20 protein-coding genes are annotated in these 21,955 nt (G+C 59.4%); 15 read left to right on the top strand and 5 right to left on the bottom strand.

Annotation, left to right across the window (positions count from 1 at the left end; genetic code table 11):
• Positions 1 to 52: 52 nt before the first annotated feature.
• Positions 53 to 1,741, bottom strand: coding sequence for a GspE/PulE family protein (locus ACQRBT_RS10520; RefSeq protein ID WP_412046190.1), 1,689 nt, complete (start codon positions 1,739 to 1,741; stop codon positions 53 to 55).
• An 84-nt stretch (positions 1,742 to 1,825) separates the two neighbouring features.
• A complete protein-coding gene (locus ACQRBT_RS10525) occupies positions 1,826 to 2,164 on the bottom strand; it encodes a hypothetical protein (RefSeq protein ID WP_060753553.1) in 339 nt (112 codons plus the stop codon).
• Positions 2,165 to 2,291: 127 nt separating this feature from the next.
• On the opposite strand from ACQRBT_RS10525, the gene ACQRBT_RS10530 reads away from it, so the two are divergent.
• Positions 2,292 to 2,762, top strand: a complete 471-nt coding sequence (locus ACQRBT_RS10530) for an Lrp/AsnC family transcriptional regulator (RefSeq protein WP_060753552.1) — start codon at positions 2,292 to 2,294, stop codon at positions 2,760 to 2,762.
• A gap of 92 nt (positions 2,763 to 2,854) precedes the next feature.
• Here ACQRBT_RS10530 and ACQRBT_RS10535 read toward each other — a convergent pair whose 3' ends face one another.
• Entirely contained in the window at positions 2,855 to 4,222 is a 1,368-nt protein-coding gene (locus ACQRBT_RS10535) for an inorganic triphosphatase (protein ID WP_060753551.1), read from the bottom strand.
• A 158-nt stretch (positions 4,223 to 4,380) separates the two neighbouring features.
• On the opposite strand from ACQRBT_RS10535, the gene argE reads away from it, so the two are divergent.
• The 10 genes from argE (at position 4,381) to ACQRBT_RS10585 (ending at position 14,877) form a co-directional block, all read left to right on the top strand.
• A complete protein-coding gene (gene argE / locus ACQRBT_RS10540) occupies positions 4,381 to 5,529 on the top strand; it encodes an acetylornithine deacetylase (RefSeq protein WP_244384891.1) in 1,149 nt (382 codons plus the stop codon).
• A 135-nt stretch (positions 5,530 to 5,664) separates the two neighbouring features.
• A complete protein-coding gene (gene argA, locus ACQRBT_RS10545; RefSeq protein ID WP_060753549.1) occupies positions 5,665 to 6,966 on the top strand; it encodes an amino-acid N-acetyltransferase in 1,302 nt (433 codons plus the stop codon).
• 650 nt (positions 6,967 to 7,616) lie between these two features.
• On the top strand, positions 7,617 to 8,975 hold the full coding sequence (locus ACQRBT_RS10550; protein ID WP_060753548.1) for an OprD family porin: 1,359 nt from the start codon (positions 7,617 to 7,619) through the stop codon (positions 8,973 to 8,975).
• 273 nt (positions 8,976 to 9,248) lie between these two features.
• A complete protein-coding gene (locus ACQRBT_RS10555) occupies positions 9,249 to 9,887 on the top strand; it encodes a peroxiredoxin (protein WP_015886425.1) in 639 nt (212 codons plus the stop codon).
• 316 nt (positions 9,888 to 10,203) lie between these two features.
• A complete protein-coding gene (gene ssuE, locus ACQRBT_RS10560; protein WP_060753547.1) occupies positions 10,204 to 10,797 on the top strand; it encodes an NADPH-dependent FMN reductase in 594 nt (197 codons plus the stop codon).
• Positions 10,798 to 10,889: 92 nt separating this feature from the next.
• The gene (locus ACQRBT_RS10565) at positions 10,890 to 11,858 is read left to right on the top strand and encodes a sulfonate ABC transporter substrate-binding protein (protein WP_090368095.1); all 969 of its coding nucleotides are present in this window, start codon (positions 10,890 to 10,892) and stop codon (positions 11,856 to 11,858) included.
• Between the two features lie 25 nt (positions 11,859 to 11,883).
• Entirely contained in the window at positions 11,884 to 13,032 is a 1,149-nt protein-coding gene (gene ssuD, locus ACQRBT_RS10570) for an FMNH2-dependent alkanesulfonate monooxygenase (protein WP_060753545.1), read from the top strand.
• A gap of 9 nt (positions 13,033 to 13,041) precedes the next feature.
• Entirely contained in the window at positions 13,042 to 13,830 is a 789-nt protein-coding gene (ssuC, locus tag ACQRBT_RS10575; RefSeq protein WP_060753544.1) for an aliphatic sulfonate ABC transporter permease SsuC, read from the top strand.
• Entirely contained in the window at positions 13,827 to 14,633 is an 807-nt protein-coding gene (ssuB, locus tag ACQRBT_RS10580; RefSeq protein WP_412046189.1) for an aliphatic sulfonates ABC transporter ATP-binding protein, read from the top strand. Before ssuC ends, ssuB begins: the two co-directional genes overlap by 4 nt.
• 28 nt (positions 14,634 to 14,661) lie before the next feature.
• A complete protein-coding gene (locus ACQRBT_RS10585; RefSeq protein ID WP_003213899.1) occupies positions 14,662 to 14,877 on the top strand; it encodes a TOBE domain-containing protein in 216 nt (71 codons plus the stop codon).
• Positions 14,878 to 14,989: 112 nt separating this feature from the next.
• On the opposite strand, the gene ACQRBT_RS10590 is transcribed toward ACQRBT_RS10585, so the two are convergent.
• Entirely contained in the window at positions 14,990 to 15,619 is a 630-nt protein-coding gene (locus ACQRBT_RS10590) for a TetR/AcrR family transcriptional regulator (protein ID WP_411985400.1), read from the bottom strand.
• 222 nt (positions 15,620 to 15,841) lie between these two features.
• Positions 15,842 to 17,218, bottom strand: coding sequence for a glutamine synthetase family protein (locus tag ACQRBT_RS10595; protein WP_010207341.1), 1,377 nt, complete (start codon positions 17,216 to 17,218; stop codon positions 15,842 to 15,844).
• A 278-nt stretch (positions 17,219 to 17,496) separates the two neighbouring features.
• On the opposite strand from ACQRBT_RS10595, the gene ACQRBT_RS10600 reads away from it, so the two are divergent.
• The 4 genes from ACQRBT_RS10600 (at position 17,497) to ACQRBT_RS10615 (ending at position 21,874) form a co-directional block, all read left to right on the top strand.
• On the top strand, positions 17,497 to 17,736 hold the full coding sequence (locus tag ACQRBT_RS10600) for a hypothetical protein (protein WP_090368103.1): 240 nt from the start codon (positions 17,497 to 17,499) through the stop codon (positions 17,734 to 17,736).
• 79 nt (positions 17,737 to 17,815) lie between these two features.
• On the top strand, positions 17,816 to 19,174 hold the full coding sequence (locus ACQRBT_RS10605) for a glutamine synthetase family protein (protein ID WP_060753539.1): 1,359 nt from the start codon (positions 17,816 to 17,818) through the stop codon (positions 19,172 to 19,174).
• Positions 19,175 to 19,232: 58 nt separating this feature from the next.
• Positions 19,233 to 20,597: an aspartate aminotransferase family protein gene (locus ACQRBT_RS10610; RefSeq protein WP_412046188.1), complete on the top strand. Its 1,365-nt coding sequence runs from the start codon at positions 19,233 to 19,235 to the stop codon at positions 20,595 to 20,597.
• A 182-nt stretch (positions 20,598 to 20,779) separates the two neighbouring features.
• Positions 20,780 to 21,874, top strand: a complete 1,095-nt coding sequence (locus ACQRBT_RS10615) for a polyamine ABC transporter substrate-binding protein (RefSeq protein WP_198762626.1) — start codon at positions 20,780 to 20,782, stop codon at positions 21,872 to 21,874.
• Positions 21,875 to 21,955: the final 81 nt, after the last annotated feature.

Genomic DNA, 21,955 nt, shown 5'->3' on the forward strand with positions numbered 1-21,955 from the left:
GTAAAACGATGTTCGACCGATTGTAACGGTCTGGTCACGGATAAGGACGGTTTCACGGCTGCACAATCAAAGGATTTGTTTCTGAATCCCCAGGCGTGACCCGTAACACTTCCGCCAGTGTGGTCAGGCCGGCATTCACTTTCTCCAGGCCGGCCATGCGCAGGCTGCACATGCCTCGCTCGACAGCCGCCCGGCGCAACGCCTGCACGTCGGCCCCGGGCGTGATCAATGCCTTGAGCGGTTCGTCCATCAGCATGATTTCGTAGAGCCCGGCTCGGCCTCGATATCCGCTGTCGCGACACTCCACGCATCCGACCGCCTCGTGGGCAGTTTCCGGTGCATTTACCCTTTGCTTGCAGTGAGGGCACAAGAGGCGCACCAAACGCTGCGCCATCACTCCTATCAGCGTAGCTTTGATCAAATAATGAGCAATTCCCAGTTCCTGCAGGCGGCTGATGGCGCTGGGGGCATCGTTGGTGTGCAGGGTCGACAGCACCAGGTGCCCGGTGAGCGCGGCCTGGATCGCCATTTCTGCGGTTTCCTGGTCGCGAATTTCGCCGATCATGATGATATCCGGGTCCTGACGCAGCAGTGCGCGTATGCCGCTGGCGAAGGTCAGGCCGATGTTGTGCTGCACCTGCATCTGGTTGAAGGCGGGTTCGACCATCTCGATCGGGTCCTCGACCGTGCACAGGTTGACCTCGCGGGTCGCCAGTTGCTTGAGCGTGGCGTAAAGCGTGCTGGTCTTGCCCGAGCCGGTAGGGCCGGTGACCAGAATGATGCCGTTGGCTTGGCCGGTCATCGCGTGCCAGCGCTGCTGATCTGCGGGCGACAAGCCCAATTGATCAAAATCCTTGAGCAATACCTGCGGGTCGAAAATCCGCATCACCAGCTTTTCGCCAAAGGCCGTCGGCAAGGTGGAAAGGCGCAGTTCTACTTCCGCGCCCGTCGGGCTCTTGGTTTTGACCCGACCGTCCTGGGGTTTGCGTTTTTCTGCCACATTCATCCGGCCCAGGCTTTTCAAGCGGCTGACCACCGCCATGGTGACCTGCGGCGGGAACTGGTAGACGTCGTGCAATAACCCGTCGATGCGAAAACGCACACGGCTCTGGTCGCGGCAGGGTTCGATATGGATATCGCTGGCCCGTTGGGCAAAGGCGTACTGCAGCAGCCAGTCGACGATGTTGACGATATGAGCATCGTTGGCATCCGGCTCCTCGTCGCCGGCACTCAGGTTGAGCAGCTCGAAGTTACCGGGCGCCGCCGCCTTCTGATCTGCGCCGCTGACCGACCTGGCCAGCCGGTAGAACTCGGCGATGCAGCGCTGAATATCCTGGGGGTTGGCGACTACGCGTTTGATCGAGCGCTTGAGCACTTGCGCCAACCCGGCCTCCCAACCGGTGACATAGGGCTGTGCGCTGGCGACGGTGACGGTCTGCGCGTCGACGGCTACCGCGAGTATGGTGTGGCGTTGTGCGAAGGCGTGGGACATCAATGGCACGACCGCCGCCACGTCGATCTTCAGCGGGTCGATACGCCAATAGGGCTGCCCGGCCTGGCGGGCCAGCCATTGGGTCAGGGTTTCCAGGCAGGGGCCCTGGGCGGCGATACATTCAAGGGGGTGCTGGGTGTTGTCGGCCGGTACCCTCGCCAAGCGCTGCGCAACGTCGGATGTGATCAGCCCGGCGTCGATCAATGCCGGCAGCATCGGGTGAAGTTCCAATCGTTGATCGACGGGCATGGTGGATTTTCCTGGGGGCAGTGGAGGTCAACCCCAGGCTAGCCAGCCCCTGAACATCCTTCTGCCCGCGTGTATTTCATGCCTTTACTGAGCGGCCGCCAATCGCGCTGGAGGCTGCGCAGAATCAGCCGGCCATAGGTCCAGCGAGCACACGCTGATCAGGTTTCGAATCTTTTCGCCGATCACTTGGGCACGGTGCCAGCTCAAACCATCCATCACGATATCGAGGCTCAACAGGTCGTCCTCGCGGTTCAGGTGTACCTGCCGTGGCGTCAGGCATTGCAAAGCGAAATAGTTGAGCACACGGCACAGCACATCGGGCTCAGCCTCGGCAATGATGCGGTAATGCGCCTGGCAATGGGCGCTGTTGACGGCCCAGGCATCGACGCGGGCGGCAGGTTGGGTGGCTTCGACGGCGTGCATGGGAAATCTCCAAATCAGGTTGGAGAAATTTTTACATTCGTCAGCGGAGATTTCTTATCTAAAATGAGCATAAATAGCTATTAATTGAATGGATCAATTCAATCCATTCTTCAAAATGAGTATTTTTATGCACAGTGAATTGGACGCGTACGACCGCCGTATCCTGGCCTTGTTGCAAGAGGATGCTTCGTTGTCCAGTGCGCAGATCGCCGAGCAGGTGGGCCTGTCGCAGTCACCTTGCTGGCGGCGTATTCAACGGCTTAAAGAAGAGGGGGTGATTCGTGGTCAGGTCACCTTGCTGGATCGCAAGAAGATCGGCCTCAACACGCAGATCTTTGCCGAGGTCAAACTCAACGCCCACGGTCGTTCCAACTTCACCGAGTTCACCGAGGCGATTCGCGGGTTTTCGGAAGTGTTGGAGTGTTATGTGCTGATGGGGGCGGTGGATTTCCTGCTGCGCATCGTGACGTCGGATATCGAGGCGTATGAGCGGTTTTTCTTCGAGAAACTCTCAATGGTGCCGGGTATTCAGGAGGTCAATTCGATTGTGGCGTTGTCGGAGATCAAATCCACCACCAGCCTGCCAGTGTTGCGCTGACAAGGCGCACCTCATCGGGAGCAAGCCCCTTTCCACATTTTGATGTGTGAATACATGCCAATGTGGAAGCGGGCTTGCTCGCGAAAGCGCCCTTACAGGCGCAGCAAGGTTTTCCAGGCGCGATTCTGATACACCGCAATCGCCTGATGCATACGCGCATCCAGGGATTCATCGGTGATCGGCTGGTTGGCCAGTTGCACCAACTTGTTCAGCTCGCCGTACAGGCGGTCCAGTTCCGGAATATCCACCACCTGACGTGCATGATGCAGCCACGCCTGGATGCGTTCGAGGCGCGGCAGTTGCTCGGCCAGGTCTTCCGGTTGTTGCTGGTAGCGTGGCAGTTGCAGGGCGACAGCATCTTCGGCCAGCAGGCGTGGCAGCCAGTTGGTGATCTGCGCGGCGCCCTGGCGGTTGCCCCGCACATTGCGGTCGGTGGTCCAGGTGCGGGCCAGCAGCCAGCGGGAAGCGTTCAGCGAGAACAGGCCCCAGCGCACGTCTTCCAATTCTTCGATGAATTGTTCCGGCGCAGCTTTGCGGATGTCTTCATCATCGTCACCGGCCTGTACCAGCGGGCGCCAGTCTTCCAGCAATGCATCCAGTGCGCTGCGCAGCTCGCTGGTGGATTGACGTGGTGCAGCCTGGCCGAGGCTGCCGACCAGGGCGCGCAATTCGCCGAGGTTGTCGACCCAGTCCTGCAACAGCCGCCAGTGGCCATTGAAGCGGTACTGCTCAGCCAGGCGCTGGCTGCTGCCCAGCAGGTGCCACAGGATGGCGGCGAAGGCGTCGTCCAACGGCATTTCGGCGTGAATCTGCGGCGCCGGCAGGCTCAGCGAATAGCTGCCTGCGTCGTACAGGCGGTAGCCGCGCTCGGCCTTGCTGATATCGCAAGGCATCAGCGCCAGGGTTGCGGCCAGTTCGGTGGCCAGTTCCAGCAGGGCGGCCGGTTCGCCTTCGCGCAATTCCAGTTCCAGTTCGCAGATTTCTTCTTTCTGCTTGCCGACGACAACATGCCCCAGGTCCAGGGCGGCCTCGATGACCACCTTGGCTTTACCGCGGCCCCAGGCGATTTCGGCGCGTTCGCGGACAAAGTCGGTGGTGAAGATCGGCTTGAGGGTCTTTTTGTCCAGCTCGGCCAGTTGCTCGGGCCAGCACTCGCCGTCGAGTTTCTTCACGTCGAGCTTGGCTTTGGGCAAGTCCCAGTTGTATTCGTTACGTTCCGACAAACCGGCGACACTCTGGCCACGGGTCTTGAGGGTCTGGATGATATCGTCACCGTCCTTGCGCAGGCGCAGGGCGACTTTGGCCTGGGCCAGGTCACGCTCTGGGGTGTCGAAGTACTGATTCATCAACTCACGGCGTTCCCAGCCACTTTTGTTGCGTTTTTTCAGGAGCGGGTGCTCACGCAGCGCGGCGAGGGTCTCGCGGCTGACGCGGAGCTTGATTTCGGTTTCTTTTTGCATGGCCGGAACATCCAGGATCGGGAGCGCAGCCGGGGAAAAGAGTGGCTGCCAAGGCCGTGCAGTGTACAGGACTGAGCCCGGCAACGCGCCGCAACGGTTTATTGTGTTGTGCAGATGGCTCTATAGTGGGGCTCATCCGGGAAGTTGAGAGACCGCGTATGCCGTTACCTACCCTGAAAGAGCAATTCGCTGCGCTGATTGCCGCACCGTCGGTCAGTTGCACCCAAGCGTCTCTCGACCAGACCAACCGCCCGGTGATCGATTTGCTCGCCGGCTGGCTGGGCGACCTGGGTTTTGCCATCGACATCCAGCAAGTCAGCCCCGGTAAATTCAACCTGCTCGCCAGTTTCGGCAGCGGCCCGGGTGGCCTGGTGCTGGCGGGGCATAGCGACACTGTTCCTTATGACGCGGCCTTGTGGAAGACCGATCCGTTGAAGCTGACGGAAGTCGATGGCCGTTGGGTAGGACTGGGCAGCTGTGACATGAAAGGCTTTTTTGCGCTGGCAATCGAAGCCGTATTGCCGCTGCTGGATCAACCGTTCAAGCAACCGTTGCTCATCCTGGCGACCTGTGACGAAGAAAGCTCGATGTCCGGCGCCCGCGCGCTGGCCGAAGCGGGCCGCCCGTTGGGGCGTGCGGCGGTGATTGGTGAGCCCACCGGCCTCAAGCCGATCCGCCTGCACAAAGGCGTAATGATGGAACGCATCGATATCCTTGGCCAAAGCGGCCACTCCTCGGACCCGAGCCTGGGCCATAGCGCCCTTGAAGCCATGCATGACGCCATTGGCGAACTGCGCGGCCTGCGCCTGGCCTGGCAGCGTGAGTACCGCAACCCGCAATTCAGCGTGCCCCAGCCGACCCTGAATTTCGGTTGTATCCATGGTGGCGACAACCCCAATCGCATCTGCGGCCAATGTTCCCTGGAGTTCGACCTGCGGCCCCTGCCGGGCATGGACCCCCAGGTGCTGCGTGATGCGATCCGGCAAAAGCTGCAACCCGTGGCCGAGCGCCATCAGGTCAAGATCGACTACGCGCCGTTGTTCCCCGAAGTCCCCCCGTTCGAGCAGCCGGAAGATGCCGAACTGGTCCGGGTCGCGCAGCGATTGACCGGCCATCGTGCCGAAGCAGTAGCGTTCGGCACCGAAGCGCCTTATCTTCAGCGCCTTGGTTGTGAAACCCTGGTGCTGGGCCCCGGCGACATCGCCTGCGCCCATCAACCGGGCGAGTACCTCGAAATGTCACGCTTGACGCCTACAGTGCGTCTATTGCGGGAGCTGATCGAGCATTACTGCCTGAAACCCGCATAATTTACCCCCTGCCCATTCGTACATAGAAGGAGAGCGAGCGTGTCGCCAAGCCTGTTCCGACGATAACCATCAGCCCGCTGTGCGCTTTCACGATTCATCCTTGTTTGGCTGCTACTTATTACAGGCCCAGGTTTTATGCCCGAATACGTCAATTGGCTTCGTCACGCTTCGCCCTACATCAACGCCCACCGCGACTGCACCTTTGTGGTCATGCTGCCTGGCGATGGTGTGGAACATCCGAACTTCGGCAATATCGTCCATGACCTGGTGCTGCTGCACAGCCTGGGTGTGCGGCTGGTGCTGGTACACGGTTCGCGCCCTCAGATCGAAACGCGCCTTGCGGCCCGCGGCCTGACCCCGGCCTACCATGAAGGCTTGCGCATCACTGATGCTGCGACGCTGGAATGTGTGATCGACGCCGTTGGCCACCTGCGTATTGCCATCGAAGCGCGCCTGTCCATGGACATGGCCTCTTCACCGATGCAGGGTTCGCGCCTGCGTGTCGCCAGTGGCAACCTGGTGACTGCCCGCCCTATCGGCGTGCTCGAAGGCGTGGATTACCACCACACCGGCGAAGTGCGCCGGGTCGATCGCAAGGGCATCAACCGTCTGTTGGACGAGCGCTCCATTGTGCTGTTGTCGCCCTTGGGCTACTCGCCCACCGGTGAGATCTTCAACCTGGCCTGCGAAGACGTCGCCACCCGCGCCGCCATCGACCTGGGTGCCGACAAGCTGTTGCTGTTCGGCGCCGACATGGGCCTGATCGATGAAAACGGCCGGCTGGTGCGCGAACTGCGCCCGCAGCAAGTACCGGCGCATTTGCAACGCCTGGGCGCGAACAACTATCAGGCCGAATTGCTCGATGCCGCTGCCGAGGCTTGCCGCGGTGGAGTAGGGCGCAGTCATATCGTCAGCTACGCCGAAGACGGCGCTCTGCTCACGGAGCTGTTCACCCGCGACGGCGGCGGTACGCTGGTGGCCCAGGAACAATTCGAACAGGTGCGCGAGGCGGCGATTGAAGACGTCGGCGGCTTGCTCGACCTGATCAGCCCGTTGGAAGAGCAGGGCATTCTGGTGCGCCGCTCGCGTGAAGTGCTGGAGCGTGAAATCGAGCAGTTCAGCGTGGTCGAGCGTGAAGGCATGATCATCGCCTGCGCGGCGCTGTACCCGATCGCGGATTCGGATGCTGGTGAGCTGGCGTGTCTGGCGGTGAACCCGGAGTACCGTCACGGTGCGCGGGGTGACGTGTTACTCGAACGCATCCAGACCCGTGCCCGGGCGCAGGGGCTGAAGACGCTGTTTGTTCTCACCACCCGCACCGCTCACTGGTTCCGCGAGCGCGGCTTTGTGCCCAGCAGCGTGGATCGCCTGCCGTCGGCGCGGGCGTCGCTGTACAACTACCAGCGTAATTCGAAGATTTTCGAGAAAGCGCTCTAGGCTCTAAATGAGGAGGGAGGGCATTGCCCCTCCCTCATGCCTTCAAAAACTTCACCGCCCCCCCCCAGTCGCCTTTCGTCGTTGCTCATCACCAGCGCTTAAGAAGCATTGATCTGCGCCGATACGATAAACATCACATTCGATAGATTGCGTGAAACTGCGCCTCTGCGAGGGGCGGGCGCCATCAACTGCTCATGGGGCGGGGCGCTTTGACAGCAAAAGAAATTATTAGTGACACAAAAACTGTAACAAATTGACGGGAGGATGTGCCTTTGGCCATGATGGCGTCGCCTTTTTGATCGTGGGTGACGTATGCAAAGGTACGGCCGCACTAATCGATCTAAAGAAAGGCTGGTAAAGACTTTTCAGGTATTAGCTTTTGGAGCGATTGGTCTACGCTGACCATCTCGCTCATCGGCCAGGCTTATTCCTGAGTCGTATGAAAAAGAATGAAATAATTCTTTTTGGGTGTATGAAAAACTCATTACCCTGCAGGGACCAAATTAACTGCGATTAGACGAAGGTAGTAGACATATCAGGTTACGATTGACTTGGTAGTCACTATCTGGCGCTAATCGCGCATCTGTGGATCACGGGCGTCAGACCCGAGACCTTAGAAATACAAAAATTAGAAATGAGAGGAGCGGTACATGAAGAAGTCAACATTGGCGTTGGCCGTGGCTGTGGCTGCAATTGCACAACAGGCACACTCCGCCGGTTTCATCGAAGACAGCAAGGCCACTCTGGGTCTGCGTAACTTCTACATCAACACTGACAACCGCGATGGCGCTCCTACAGCGAGCAGCCGCAGCAAGAACGCTGAATGGGGCCAAGGCTTCGACCTGCGTTTCATCTCGGGTTACACCCAAGGTACCGTTCAGTTCGGTGTTGACGCCATTGGCCTGTACGGCGTGCGTCTGGATTCCAGCCGCGATAACCACGGCAACTACTCCGGCACTGCTTCCGGCGGCACCGTCTTCCCGAGCGACGGCAACAAGGCTGTCAACGATTACGCCAGCCTGGGCGTGACCGGCAAGGTGAAGGTCTCCCAAACCGAACTGAAACTCGGCACTCTGCAGCCTAAGCTGCCAGTTATCGTGACCAACGATGGCCGTCTGCTGCCGCAAACCTTCCAAGGTGGCCAGATCACTACCAACGACATCAAGGATCTGACCTTGGTTGCCGGTCAGGTAGAAAAAGCCAAGGGCCGTAACTCCAGCAACAACGAAAACCTGTCGATCGGCGGTGCCAACGCCAGCTCCAACTACAATGCCGGCAGATTCAGCAACAAGTTCTACTACGCCGGTGGCGACTACAAGCTGACCAAGGACCTGACTGCCCAGTACTACTACGGCAATCTGGAAGACTTCTACAAGCAGCACTTCCTGGGTCTGACCCACAACTGGGCAATCGGCCCGGGCGTCTTGAAGTCTGACCTGCGTTATTTCCACAGCACTGACGATGGTAAAAACGGTGATACCGCCGCTTACTATTCCAGCGGTAACTACCAAGGTTTTGCCTCGGGTAAAGGCAAGGTCGATAACAACCTGTACAGCGGCCTGTTCCTGTACACCGTTGCCGGTCACACCTTCGGTGGTGGTTACCAAGTCAGCAATGGCAGCAGCGACTTCCCTTGGTTGAACCAGGGCGACGGTTCGTCGGCCTACATCACCACTGACATGCAAATCCAGAAGTTCGCCCGTGCCGGCGAGCGTACCTGGCAAGCTCGCTACGCTTACGACTTCGCCAAGGTTGGCGTACCTGGCCTGACCGCCGGTGTTGTCTACCTCAAGGGTAGCAATATCGACACCGTTACTGCCTCGCGTGCCGAGCTGACCGGTCAATCCGAGTGGGAACGCGACATCACCGTTGCCTACGTAATCCCGGAAGGCCCACTGAAAAACCTGGGCGTTGCCTGGAAAAACGCGATGTGGCGTACCGACCTGGCGAACACCCGTTCCCAGGACGAAAACCGTCTGATCGTCAGCTACTCGATTCCACTGTTGTAAGTGCTTAAAGCCTTGCCCGGCGCAATGCCGGGCAAGGTGTCTTGCTTTCAAGTCGGGCTCAACCCCCGCAAGCCCTTCCCGAAACCCCTCTTTGTACAGCGTCTCAAGGCCTTCTCGAACCTTGAAACCGATGTTGATCCTCGCCCGTCGCCAAGTCCAATGAACAGATTTTTAATATTCTTTTATCGTCTAGATAAATCGATATTTATTCTTTTTAAATAATCTCCAACCCATGCACAGTAGGCTCCATAAGCATTCACCAGGAGCCACACCATGAGCCTAAGACTGGGCGACATCGCCCCCGACTTCGAACAGGATTCCAGCGCCGGCAAGATTCGTTTCCATGAGTGGCTGGGCGATAGCTGGGGTGTGCTGTTTTCCCACCCGGCGGACTTCACGCCGGTGTGCACCACCGAGCTGGGTTTCACCGCCAAGCTCAAGGACGAATTTGCCCAGCGCGGCGTCAAGGCGATCGCCCTGTCGGTCGACCCGGTGGACTCGCACCACAAGTGGATCGAAGACATCAACGAAACCCAGAACACGGTCGTCAACTTCCCGATCCTGGCCGACGCCGATCGCAAGGTGTCGGACCTCTACGACCTGATCCATCCGAATGCCAGTGACACCCTCACCGTGCGTTCCCTGTTCGTCATCGACCCGAACAAGAAGATTCGCCTGACGATTACCTACCCGGCCAGCACCGGTCGCAACTTCCACGAAATCCTGCGGGTCATCGACTCGTTGCAGTTGACCGACAACCACAAGGTCGCCACCCCCGCCAACTGGCAGGACGGTGACGAAGTGGTGATCGTGCCGTCGCTCAAGGATGAAGAAGAAATCAAGAAGCGCTTTCCCAAAGGCTACCGGGCGGTGAAGCCATACCTGCGCCTCACCCCGCAACCCAACCGTTAACACAGGACCCATGTGGGAGGGGGCTTGCTCCCGATGGCAGGGTGTCAGTCAATACGTCCACTACTGACCCACCGCTATCGGGAGCAAGCCCCCTCCCACAGTTGAATCGCATTTCAAGTCTCACATAGCAGGGGATTTCAGGCCGTTTCGACGGCCTTTTTTTTCGCCTCGAGAAATACGGACTGCATATATATTTATGGAATAAACAAATGAAAAAATAAGATTTATAGATATATAAATCAACTGATATGGTCTCTCCCATCTTGGCGCAATCGCCACCCAGCGAACCGCCGACACTTGCTCAAGGAATACCTGCATGCTGGTCGTAACACTTGGAGGCAGCCCCAGCCAGCGTTCCCGCTCTGGGGTCTTGCTGGAGAAAACCCGTCAGTGGCTACAGCAAAAAGGCGTGGAAGTGGTGAGTTATCAGGTACGGGACTTCCCGGCCGAAGACTTGCTGCACGCCCGCTTCGACAGCCCCAAAGTCATCGACCTGTTGCAGCAAGTGGCCAACGCCGACGGCCTGGTCATCGCCACGCCGGTGTACAAGGCTTCATTTTCCGGCGCGCTGAAAACCGTGCTCGATCTGCTGCCCGAGCGCGCCCTGGCGCACAAGATCGTGTTGCCCATGGCTACCGGTGGCAGCATCGCCCACATGCTGGCGGTGGATTACGCCCTGAAGCCCGTGCTCTCGGCCCTGAAAGCCCAGGAATTGCTGCACGGCATCTTTGCCGAAGACAGCCAGATCGCCTACGGCGAAGGCAGTGCCCAGGCGCAACTGGTGCCCGTGCTCGAACAGCGTTTGCATGAGGCCCTGGAGACACTTTACGACGCCATGGCCCGTCGCCCGAAACCGTTGGACCCTCACGTGTTGAATGAACGTTTGTTGAGTGCTCGCTGGAGCATTTAAGCCGTACCGTTTTTTGTAGTACTCACCTTACTCAGCCGCCAACGGCCAAGCAGGTGCAGCCAACCCCCTCATCGCAAATTGGAGAGAGCGCCATGCGCACTGTCATCTTGCGTCGTGGTCTGGTCGCACTGTTTGCTGCGGCTGTGTCCTTCGGCGCCATTGTTCAAGCTCAAGCGGCCGAGACCTTGCGGATCGGTTATCAGAAATACGGCACCTTGGTGTTGCTCAAGGCCAAGGGCACCCTCGAGAAGCGCCTGGCCGCCCAGGGCGTGCAAGTGCAATGGACTGAATTCCCCGGTGGCCCGCAATTGCTGGAAGGCTTGAACGTCGGCTCGATCGACTTCGGCGTCACCGGTGAAACCCCGCCGGTCTTCGCCCAGGCGGCCGGTGCCGATCTGCTCTACGTCGCCTACGAGCCACCGGCGCCCACCAGCGAAGCGATCCTGGTGCCGAAGGATTCGTCGATCCAATCGGTGGCCGAGCTCAAGGGCAAGAAAATTGTGCTCAATAAAGGCTCCAACGTGCACTACCTGCTGGTGCGTGCACTGGAAGACGCCGGCCTCAAATACACCGACGTGCAAACCGTATTCCTGCCGCCCGCCGATGCCCGTGCTGCTTTCGAGCGTGGCAGCGTGGATGCCTGGGTGATCTGGGACCCTTACCAGGCCGCCGCTGAAAAACAACTGCAAGCGCGCACCCTGCGTGACGGCACCGGCATTGCCGACAACCATCAGTTCTACCTCGCCACCAAGCCTTATGCCACACAGCACCCGGACGTCATCAAGGCGCTGGTGGAAGAAGTGCGTGCGGTGGGCGAGTGGTCCAAGGCCAACCCGCAGGAGGTCACCGAACAGGTCGCACCGCTGCTTGGCCTGCCGGCCGACATCACCCTGACTTCAGTCAAGCGCCAAGGCTACGGCGCACTGTTCCTGACGCCGGCGGTGGTCGCCGCTCAGCAGAAAATCGCCGACAGCTTCTACCAACTCAAATTGATCCCCAAACCCTTGAGCATCAAGGACGTGATCTGGACTCCACCCGCCGCCGTCGCCAAAGCGCCGTAATCCGACTTCTTCAGGAGACAACTCCATGAGCCTCAATATTTTCTGGTTTCTGCCTACCCATGGCGACGGCCATTACCTTGGCACCGCCGAAGGCGCTCGCGCCGTCGACCACGGTTACTTGCAGCAAGTGGCCCAGGCCGCCGACCGCCTGGGCTTCGGCGGCGTGCTGATTCCCACTGGTCGCTCCTGCGAAGATTCCTGGCTGGTAGCCGCTTCGCTGATCCCCGTGACCCAGCGTCTGAAATTCCTGGTCGCGCTACGCCCCGGGATCATTTCCCCGACGGTGGCCGCGCGTCAGGCGGCGACGCTGGATCGCCTGTCTGGTGGTCGTGCGCTGTTCAACCTGGTCACGGGTGGCGATCCGGAAGAATTGGCCGGTGACGGCTTGTTCCTCAGCCACGAAGAGCGCTATCAGGCCTCGGTGGAGTTCACTCGGATCTGGCGCCGCGTGCTGGAAGGCGAAACGGTGGATTACGACGGCGAGCACATCAGCGTCAAAGGCGCCAAGTTGCTCTACCCACCTATCCAGCAACCGCGCCCGCCGCTGTATTTTGGCGGCTCCTCCGAAGCGGCCCAGGACCTGGCTGCCGAACAGGTGGAAATGGTGCTCACCTGGGGCGAGCCACCTGCTGCCGTCGCCGAGAAAATCGAACAGGTACGTGCCAAGGCCGCCAAGCTTGGGCGCACCGTGCGCTTCGGTATCCGCCTGCATGTGATCGTGCGCGAAACCAATGAGGAAGCCTGGAAAGCCGCCGACAAGCTGATCTCCCATCTGGACGACGACACCATTGCCCGTGCCCAGGCTTCCCTGGCGCGCTTTGATTCGGTTGGGCAACAACGCATGGCCGCGCTGCATGGCGGCAGCCGCGACAACCTCGAAGTCAGCCCCAACCTGTGGGCCGGCGTCGGCCTGGTGCGCGGCGGTGCCGGTACGGCACTGGTGGGTGATGGCCCGACGGTAGCGGCGCGGGTCAAGGAATACGCAGACCTGGGTATCGATACGTTTATCTTCTCGGGTTATCCCCACCTGGAAGAGTCGTATCGGGTGGCCGAGCTGTTGTTCCCACACCTGGATATCGAACGTCCCGAATTGCCGAAAAGCGCCGGTTACGTCAGCCCGTTCGGTGAGATGGTCGCCAACGACATCCTTCCCAAAGCTGCATCACAGAGCTGAGGCGGCGCCATGAATCTTGAAAAATTGAGCCAGCGCATCGCGCCGTGGCTGCTGCCGATCCTGTTGTTGGCGATCTGGCAGTTGTCGGTGTCGGCGGGCTGGTTGTCCACGCGCATTCTGCCGGCGCCGAGTGCGGTGATCGAAGCCGGGATCAACCTGGTGCGCAGCGGCGAAATCTGGACGCATTTGGCGATCAGCGGCTGGCGTGCGGGCCTTGGGTTCTTGATCGGTGGCAGCATCGGCCTGGCCCTGGGCTTTATCACCGGTTTGTCGAAATGGGGCGAGCGCCTGCTGGACAGTTCGGTACAGATGATCCGCAACGTGCCGCACCTGGCGCTGATTCCGTTGGTGATCCTGTGGTTCGGCATTGACGAGACGGCGAAGATTTTCCTGGTGGCGCTCGGTACGTTGTTCCCGATCTACCTGAACACCTACCACGGCATCCGCAACGTCGACCCGGCGCTGGTGGAAATGTCGCGCAGCTATGGCCTGTCCGGGTTCAGCCTGTTCCGTCAGGTGATTCTGCCGGGGGCGCTGCCGTCGATTCTGGTGGGGGTGCGCTTCGCCTTGGGCTTCATGTGGCTGACGCTGATCGTGGCGGAAACTATCTCGGCCAGCTCCGGCATCGGTTATCTGGCCATGAACGCCCGCGAATTCCTGCAGACCGACGTGGTGGTGCTGGCCATCGTGCTTTACGCGGTCCTCGGCAAACTGGCCGACCTTGCCGCCCGTGGCCTGGAACGTGTGTGGCTGCGTTGGCACCCGGCTTACCAAGTCAATAAAGGAGGTGCGGCATGACGGCTCAACAACCTCCGCGCCTGCTTAAAGGCATCCCGCTGGCGGTACGCAAATTGCGCAAGGCCTTTGGTTCGCGGGAAGTGCTCAAAGAGATAGACCTGCATATCCCGGCCGGCCAGTTTGTGGCCGTGGTTGGCCGCAGCGGATGCGGTAAAAGCACCTTGCTGCGCCTGTTGGCGGGTCTGGACAAAGCCAGTGGCGGTGAGCTGCTGGCGGGTTCCGCGCCGCTTGATGAAGCGATTGAAGATACGCGGTTGATGTTCCAGGAAGCGCGCTTGCTGCCGTGGAAAAAGATCATCGACAACGTGGGCCTTGGCCTCAAGGGCAACTGGCGTCCCCAGGCCCTGGAGGCGTTGGACGCAGTGGGCCTGGCCGAACGTGCCAATGAGTGGCCGGCGGCCTTGTCCGGTGGCCAGAAGCAGCGCGTGGCCCTGGCTCGCGCGTTGATTCACCAGCCGCGCCTGTTGCTGCTCGACGAGCCGCTGGGCGCGTTGGACGCGCTGACCCGCATCGAGATGCAGCAACTGATCGAAAACCTGTGGCGCAAGCATGGCTTTACCGTGTTGCTGGTGACCCACGACGTCAGCGAAGCCGTGGCCATTGCCGACCGGGTGATCCTGATCGAAGACGGTGAAATCGGCCTGGACCTCGTTGTCGACCTGCCACGCCCACGAGCCCGAGGCTCGCACCGCCTGGCCGCACTCGAAGCCGAAGTGCTCAACCGTGTGCTGTCGCTGCCCGGCTCGCCGCCGGAACCGGAACCTGTTTCACCGCTGCCTACGCAATTGCGATGGGCTCAATAACTCACTTGTCCCATGAAGGAAGAAGACCATGACTATTAAAGCTATCAACGTGCGTAACCAGTTCAAAGGCACCATCAAGGAAATCGTCGAAGGCGATGTGCTGTCGGAAATTGATGTACAGACCGCATCGGGCATCGTCACGTCCGTGATCACCACCCGTTCGGTCAAAGAGCTGGAGCTGGTGATTGGCAGTGAAGTGATTGCCTTTGTGAAATCCACCGAGGTGTCGATCGCCAAGTTGTGATCGTTCTTGAGGCCGCCATCGGCGCAGCCCCCTCGCACATTTGATCGGTGAATAGATTCAAAGTGTGGGAGGGGGCTTGCCCCCGATGAGGCCCTTTCAACCACCCCGGAACTCAACGCTTGGGCAGGTAAGCCGGCAGGTACAACCCCACATACGCGTCAAACACCCGCATTCCTTCTTCCGCCATGCGCGGCGTAATCAGCCCATGCTGATGCACCGAGCGCGCATAGACGCGGTCGCTCAGCTCCAGTGCCAGTGCAAACACATCCACATCGGCGGGTAAGGTCGGCACCTCGAAATGCCGATTGAACACGGTGAGCATCAAATCGCCCAATTCCAGATCATGCTGACGGTCGGCCTGGGTCACTTCGGTCAGCCCGTGCTGGGCCAGGATCAGCTGGCGAGCGGCGGCGTCCTGGTCGTAGATGGCGAGCATGCGCTGTTCGATGATGTAGGACAGATCACGCCAGTACTTGAGTGACTCATGCTCGATGGGTGCCTGGATGGCGGCCCGGAAAGCGGCGTGCACATCGGCGGTCAGCGCTTCCAGCAGCGCCGGCACGCTGGCGAAGAAGTGATACACCGACGACGGCGGGATCTGTGCCCGCTCGGCCACGCTGTAGATCGACAGACTCGCCACGCCTTCGGCGGCCAGCAAGGTGCGGGCGGCGTCGAGGATCGCATCAATCCGGGCCTGGCTGCGGGCGCGGGGTTTGCGAGGGGCGGTGGGGCGGGTAGTCATGGACGTCTCCTACAAGGCAGCGGGCATTGTATGAGCAGGAATCTGTGTTGTCTTCCAGGCCGCCATCGGGAGCAAGCCCCCTCCCACACTTGAATGTATTCACAAATCAAACTGTGGGAGGGGGCTTGCTCCCGATGAGGCCAACCCAGTGTCCTAGCAGAAACGCATAAAAAAACGCCGCCGACCAAAGTCGGCAGCGTTCTTTATCAGCGCAGCAACCGTTTATACGGTATGCAGGTACCAGTTGTACTCAAGGTCGGAGATGGAGTGTTCGAACTCTTCCAGCTCACTTTCCTTACAGGCGACGAAGATATCGATGTATTTAGGATCGATGTACTTGGCCATCACCTCGCTGTCATCCAACTCACGCAGGGCATCGCGCAGGTTGTTCGGCAGGCTCTGCTCGTTCTGCTCGTAGCTGTTGCCTTCCACCGGTGCGTTAGGCTCGATCTTGTTGGTCAGGCCGTGGTGCACGCCTGCCAGGACCGAAGCCATCAGCAGGTAGGGGTTGGCGTCGGCGCCGGCCACACGGTGTTCGATACGTACGGCATCGGACGAGCCGGTCGGTACGCGAATCGCCACGGTGCGGTTGTCCAGGCCCCAGCACGGCGAGTTCGGCACATAGAACTGCGCGCCGAAACGCCGGTAGGAGTTGACGTTGGGGCACAGGAACGCCATTTGGGCGGGTAGGGTCTCGAGCACACCGCCGATCGCGTGACGCAATGCGGCGTTCTGCTCGGGATCCTCGCTGGCAAAGATGTTCTTGCCGTCCTTGTCCAGGATCGAAATGTGTACGTGCAAACCGTTGCCTGCCTGGCCTGGGTAAGGCTTGGCCATGAAGGTGGTGTCCATCTCATGGTCGTAGGCGATGTTCTTGATCAGGCGCTTGAGCAGTACGGCGTAGTCGCAAGCCTTGATCGGGTCGGCCACGTGGTGCAGGTTCACTTCGAACTGCGCCGGGGCACTTTCCTTGACGATGGCGTCGGCCGGGATGCCTTGCTCTTTGGCACCTTCCAGAATGTCCTGGAGGCAGTCGACGTATTCGTCGAGGTCGTCGATCAGGTAGACCTGTGTCGAATGCGGGCGTTTGCCGGAGATCGGCGAGCGGGGCGGTTGTGGGCGGCCATTCACGTTCTCCTGGTCGATCAGGTAGAACTCAAGTTCGAAGGCGGCGCAGATCGTCAGACCGAGGTCGTCGAATTTGCTGACAACCTGGCGAAGCACTTCGCGCGGATCGGCGAAGAAAGGTTCACCTTCAAGTTCGTGCATGGTCATCAGCAGTTGCGCGGTTGGGCGCTTTTGCCAAGGTTCATTGCACAGGGTATCGGGGATTGGATAACAGATTCGGTCAGCATCACCGATGTCCAGGCCCAGGCCGGTGCTTTCCACCGTCGAGCCGTTGATATCCAGGGCAAATAAAGAGGCAGGCAGGTTGATGCCCTTCTCGTAAACCTTGTGGAGGCTGGTGCGTTCGATGCGCTTGCCGCGCACCACACCATTCATATCCGCAATTAGAAGGTCTACGTACAGAACCTCAGGATGATCCTTAAGGAACGCGTTCGCTTCGTTAAGCTGAACGGCACGCGGGGGTACCGACATGATGCAACACCTTTGTTGTTAAAAATATCAATCATTGATCTTTTCTGGTTTCAGTCAACCCGAACGGCATGCCGAAGTCAAGCGAGGCATTTTTCGCCCTAAAAAAGCGCCGCGAGGGCATTTTTGGGGCTTTTTGGGGCGGTTTTTTGGGTTTGAAGGGCTTGGGACTCGCAGGCTTGAGCGGGCCGTGTTGTATTTTTTACGGGGGTGTTGTGTAAAAAAATGAACAAGGCTAAGCTCGATTCAAACCCATAACAGCAATAATACCGGGGTGTTTCATGTTTCACCTGCCGCCATTCGGCGTCTTTGCCTGCTTGCGCCAGGCGTTGTCCGCAGTCCGTTCACCCCGCGTGAATGCCCGCGTACCGGCCAATATTCTTGACGGCCTGTCCGACCTCCTTTTTGCCTTCTCAACTGTGACTGACCGGCTGCCGTCCACGCTGCCGATCATGATTCTGCACAACTTTGGCCTGAGGAATGCAACGCAGCAGCAAATGACGGGTAAGCTCCTACCCTGAACGAAAAAGCGACGCGGATGCTGCGTCAACCAACGCCTGACCTTTAATGGATGTCAGGAAACCCAGCCCAGAGGCATTTATGAGTAACAACCTCGACCAGCTCACCGATTGGTTGAAAGACCACAAGATCACAGAAGTCGAATGCATGATTGGCGACCTCACCGGCATCACCCGGGGCAAGATCTCGCCGACCAACAAGTTCATCGCCGAGAAAGGCATGCGTCTGCCCGAGAGCGTGCTGCTGCAGACCGTCACCGGCGACTACGTCGAAGACGACATCTATTACGAATTGCTCGACCCGGCCGACATCGACATGATCTGCCGCCCCGACCAGAACGCCGTATTCCTGGTGCCTTGGGCCATTGAGCCGACCGCCCAGGTGATCCACGACACCTACGACAAGCAAGGCAACCCGATCGAGCTGTCGCCGCGCAACGTACTCAAGAAAGTCCTCAAGCTCTATGCCGATAAAGGCTGGCAGCCCATCGTGGCGCCGGAGATGGAGTTCTACCTGACCAAGCGCTGCGAAGACCCGGACTTCCCGTTGCAACCGCCGATTGGCCGTTCCGGTCGCCCGGAAACCGGTCGCCAGTCCTTCTCTATAGAAGCGGCCAACGAATTCGACCCGCTGTTCGAAGACGTCTACGACTGGTGCGAACTGCAGGAACTGGACCTCGACACCCTGATCCACGAAGACGGCACTGCGCAGATGGAAATCAACTTCCGTCATGGCGATGCCCTGTCCCTGGCCGACCAGATCCTGGTGTTCAAGCGCACCATGCGCGAAGCCGCGCTCAAGCACGACGTGGCCGCCACCTTCATGGCCAAGCCGATGACCGGCGAGCCCGGCAGCGCGATGCACTTGCACCAGAGCATCATCGATATCGCCACCGGCAAGAACGTCTTCTCCAATGAAGACGGGACCATGAGCCAGCTGTTCCTCAACCACATTGGCGGCCTGCAGAAATTCATCCCTGAATTGCTGCCGCTGTTTGCCCCCAACGTGAACTCGTTCCGCCGTTTCCTGCCCGACACCTCGGCGCCGGTCAATGTGGAATGGGGCGAAGAAAACCGCACCGTCGGTTTGCGCGTGCCGGATGCCGGCCCGCAGAACCGCCGCGTGGAAAACCGCCTGCCGGGCGCCGACGCCAACCCGTACCTGGCCATTGCCGCCAGTTTGCTGTGTGGCTTCATCGGCATGGTCGAAGGCCATAACCCGAGCGCGCCAGTGGTGGGCCGTGGTTACGAGCGACGCAATCTGCGCCTGCCGTTGACCATCGAAGATGCCTTGGAACGCATGGAAAACAGCAAGACCATCGAGAAATACCTGGGTCGTAAATTCATCACAGGCTACGTCGCGGTCAAGCGGGCCGAGCATGAAAACTTCAAGCGCGTGATCAGTTCATGGGAGCGGGAATTCCTGCTCTTCGCCGTCTGACGCGCCGGGCGCGCTGTGGGAACAGCGCGCCCTTCACTGAAAAGTCTAGGAGATTGGTATGTCCAGCAACAACCCGCAAACCCGTGAATGGCAAGCCTTGAGCAGCGATCATCACTTGGCGCCGTTCAGCGATTTCAAGCAATTGAAAGAGAAGGGCCCACGGATCATCACCAAAGCCCACGGTGTTTACCTGTGGGACAGCGAAGGCAACAAGATCCTCGACGGCATGGCCGGCCTGTGGTGCGTGGCGGTCGGTTACGGTCGTGATGAGCTGGCCGACGCCGCCGCCAAGCAGATGAAAGAGCTGCCCTACTACAACCTGTTCTTCCAGACGGCTCACCCGCCGGTGCTGGAACTGGCCAAGGTGATTGCCGACATTGCACCGGCCGGCATGAACCATGTGTTCTTCACCGGTTCCGGCTCCGAAGGCAACGACACCATGTTGCGCATGGTCCGCCACTACTGGGCGATCAAGGGCCAACCGAACAAAAAAGTCATCATCAGCCGCAAGAATGGCTACCACGGTTCCACCGTGGCCGGCGCGAGCCTGGGCGGCATGACGTATATGCATGAACAGGGTGACTTGCCGATCCCGGGCATCACCCACATCGCCCAACCTTACTGGTTCGGCGAAGGCGGCGACATGAGTCCCGAGGAGTTCGGGATCTGGGCCGCCAACCAGTTGGAAGAGAAGATTCTGGAACTGGGCGTGGACAACGTCGGTGCCTTTATTGCCGAGCCGATCCAGGGCGCTGGTGGTGTGATCGTGCCGCCGGATACCTACTGGCCGCGCATCAAGGAAATCCTGGCCAAGTACGACATCCTGTTTGTCGCCGACGAAGTGATCTGCGGCTTCGGCCGTACCGGTGAGTGGTTCGGCAGCGACTTCTATGACCTCAAGCCGCACATGATGACCATCGCCAAGGGCCTGACCTCGGGCTACGTGCCCATGGGCGGCCTGATCGTGCACGACGATGTGGTTGCCGTGTTGAACGAAGGGGGGGATTTCAACCACGGTTTCACCTATTCCGGCCACCCGGTGGCAGCGGCGGTGGCCCTGGAAAACATCCGCATCCTGCGCGATGAAAAAATCGTGGATCGCGTGCACGAAGAAACGGCACCGTATTTGCAGAAACGTCTGAGGGAACTGGCTGACCACCCGTTGGTGGGTGAAGTTCGCGGTGCAGGCATGCTGGGTGCGATCGAGCTGGTCCAGGACAAGGCCGCCCGCAAGCGCTATGAAGGCAAAGGCGTGGGCATGATTTGCCGCAACTTCTGCTTCAACAACGGGCTGATCATGCGCGCCGTGGGTGACACCATGATCATTTCGCCGTCGCTGGTGATCAGCAAGGCCGAAATCGACGAACTGGTGACCAAGGCGCGGACGTGCCTGGACCTGACTTTGGCGGCATTGCAGGGCTAAGTGCTAGGCTCAGTACGCGGTTCACTGAGCAGTTATAAATGTAGGGGCCTTGGTTGAAAGCCGGCCCCTGAACTTGCCAGACTGTCCCCCTGTTTTGTTGCCCTCCGGAAGGGCCGCCGAACATAAAAGAACGTGGCCCAAAAAAGAAAAATTGGAGCATCACCATAATGAAGGCATTAGGTTTGAAGAACGCTGGCAAGACTCTCCTCGCCTTGTCCCTGATGGGCGCAATGGCGGGTGCGGCCCAGGCAGACGATAAAGTGCTGCACGTCTACAACTGGTCTGACTACATTGCACCGGACACCATCGCCAACTTTGAAAAAGAGTCGGGCATCAAAGTGGTGTACGACGTTTTCGACAGTAACGAAACCCTGGAAGCCAAGTTGCTGGCAGGCAAGTCCGGCTACGACATCGTCGTTCCGTCGAACAACTTCCTCGCCAAGCAGATCAAGGCCGGTGTCTACCAGGAGCTGGACAAGTCCAAGCTGTCCAACTACGACAACCTGAACAAATCCCTGCTTAAAGCCGTGTCGGTCAGCGACCCGGACAACAAGCATGCCTTCCCTTACATGTGGGGCTCGATCGGCATCGGCTACAACCCGGAGAAGGTCAAGGCCGCGCTGGGCGTGGACAAGATCGATTCGTGGGACGTGCTGCTCAAGCCTGAAAACATTGCCAAGCTCAAGAGCTGCGGCGTGAGCTTCCTCGACTCGCCGACCGAAATGCTGCCGGTGGCTCTGCACTACCTGGGCCTGCCAACCGACACCCAGAAAAAAGAAGACCTGAAGAAAGCCGAAGACCTGTTCCTGAAAATCCGTCCGTCGATCAGCTACTTCCACTCGTCCAAGTACATCTCGGACCTGGCCAACGGCAACATCTGTGTCGCCGTGGGCTACTCGGGTGATATCCAGCAGGCCAAGTCCCGTGCGGCCGAAGCCGGCGGCAAGGTCAAGGTGGCCTACGATATTCCGAAAGAAGGTGCAGGCAGCTTCTATGACATGGTCGCTATCCCTAAAGATGCCGAAAACGTCGACGCCGCCTACAAGTTCATGAACTACCTGCTCAAGCCGGAGGTCATGGCTGCGATCACCGACAGCGTGCGTTTCCCGAACGGTAACGAGAAGGCCACCGCACTGGTCGACAAGGAAATCACCAGCGACCCAGGCATCTATCCACCAGCTGATGTGCAGGCCAAGCTCTACGCCATTGCTGACTTGCCGGCTGCGACCCAGCGTGAAATGACACGCAGCTGGACCAAGATCAAATCCGGTAAATAAGCCTTAAACCGGAGGGGAGTGTGGGAGGGGGCTTGCTCCCGATAGCGGTGTATCAACCAACATATGGGTATCCGATTAACC

It is taken from the genome of Pseudomonas sp. R19M, assembly GCF_050312585.1.
Lineage (GTDB): Bacteria > Pseudomonadota > Gammaproteobacteria > Pseudomonadales > Pseudomonadaceae > Aquipseudomonas > Aquipseudomonas palleroniana.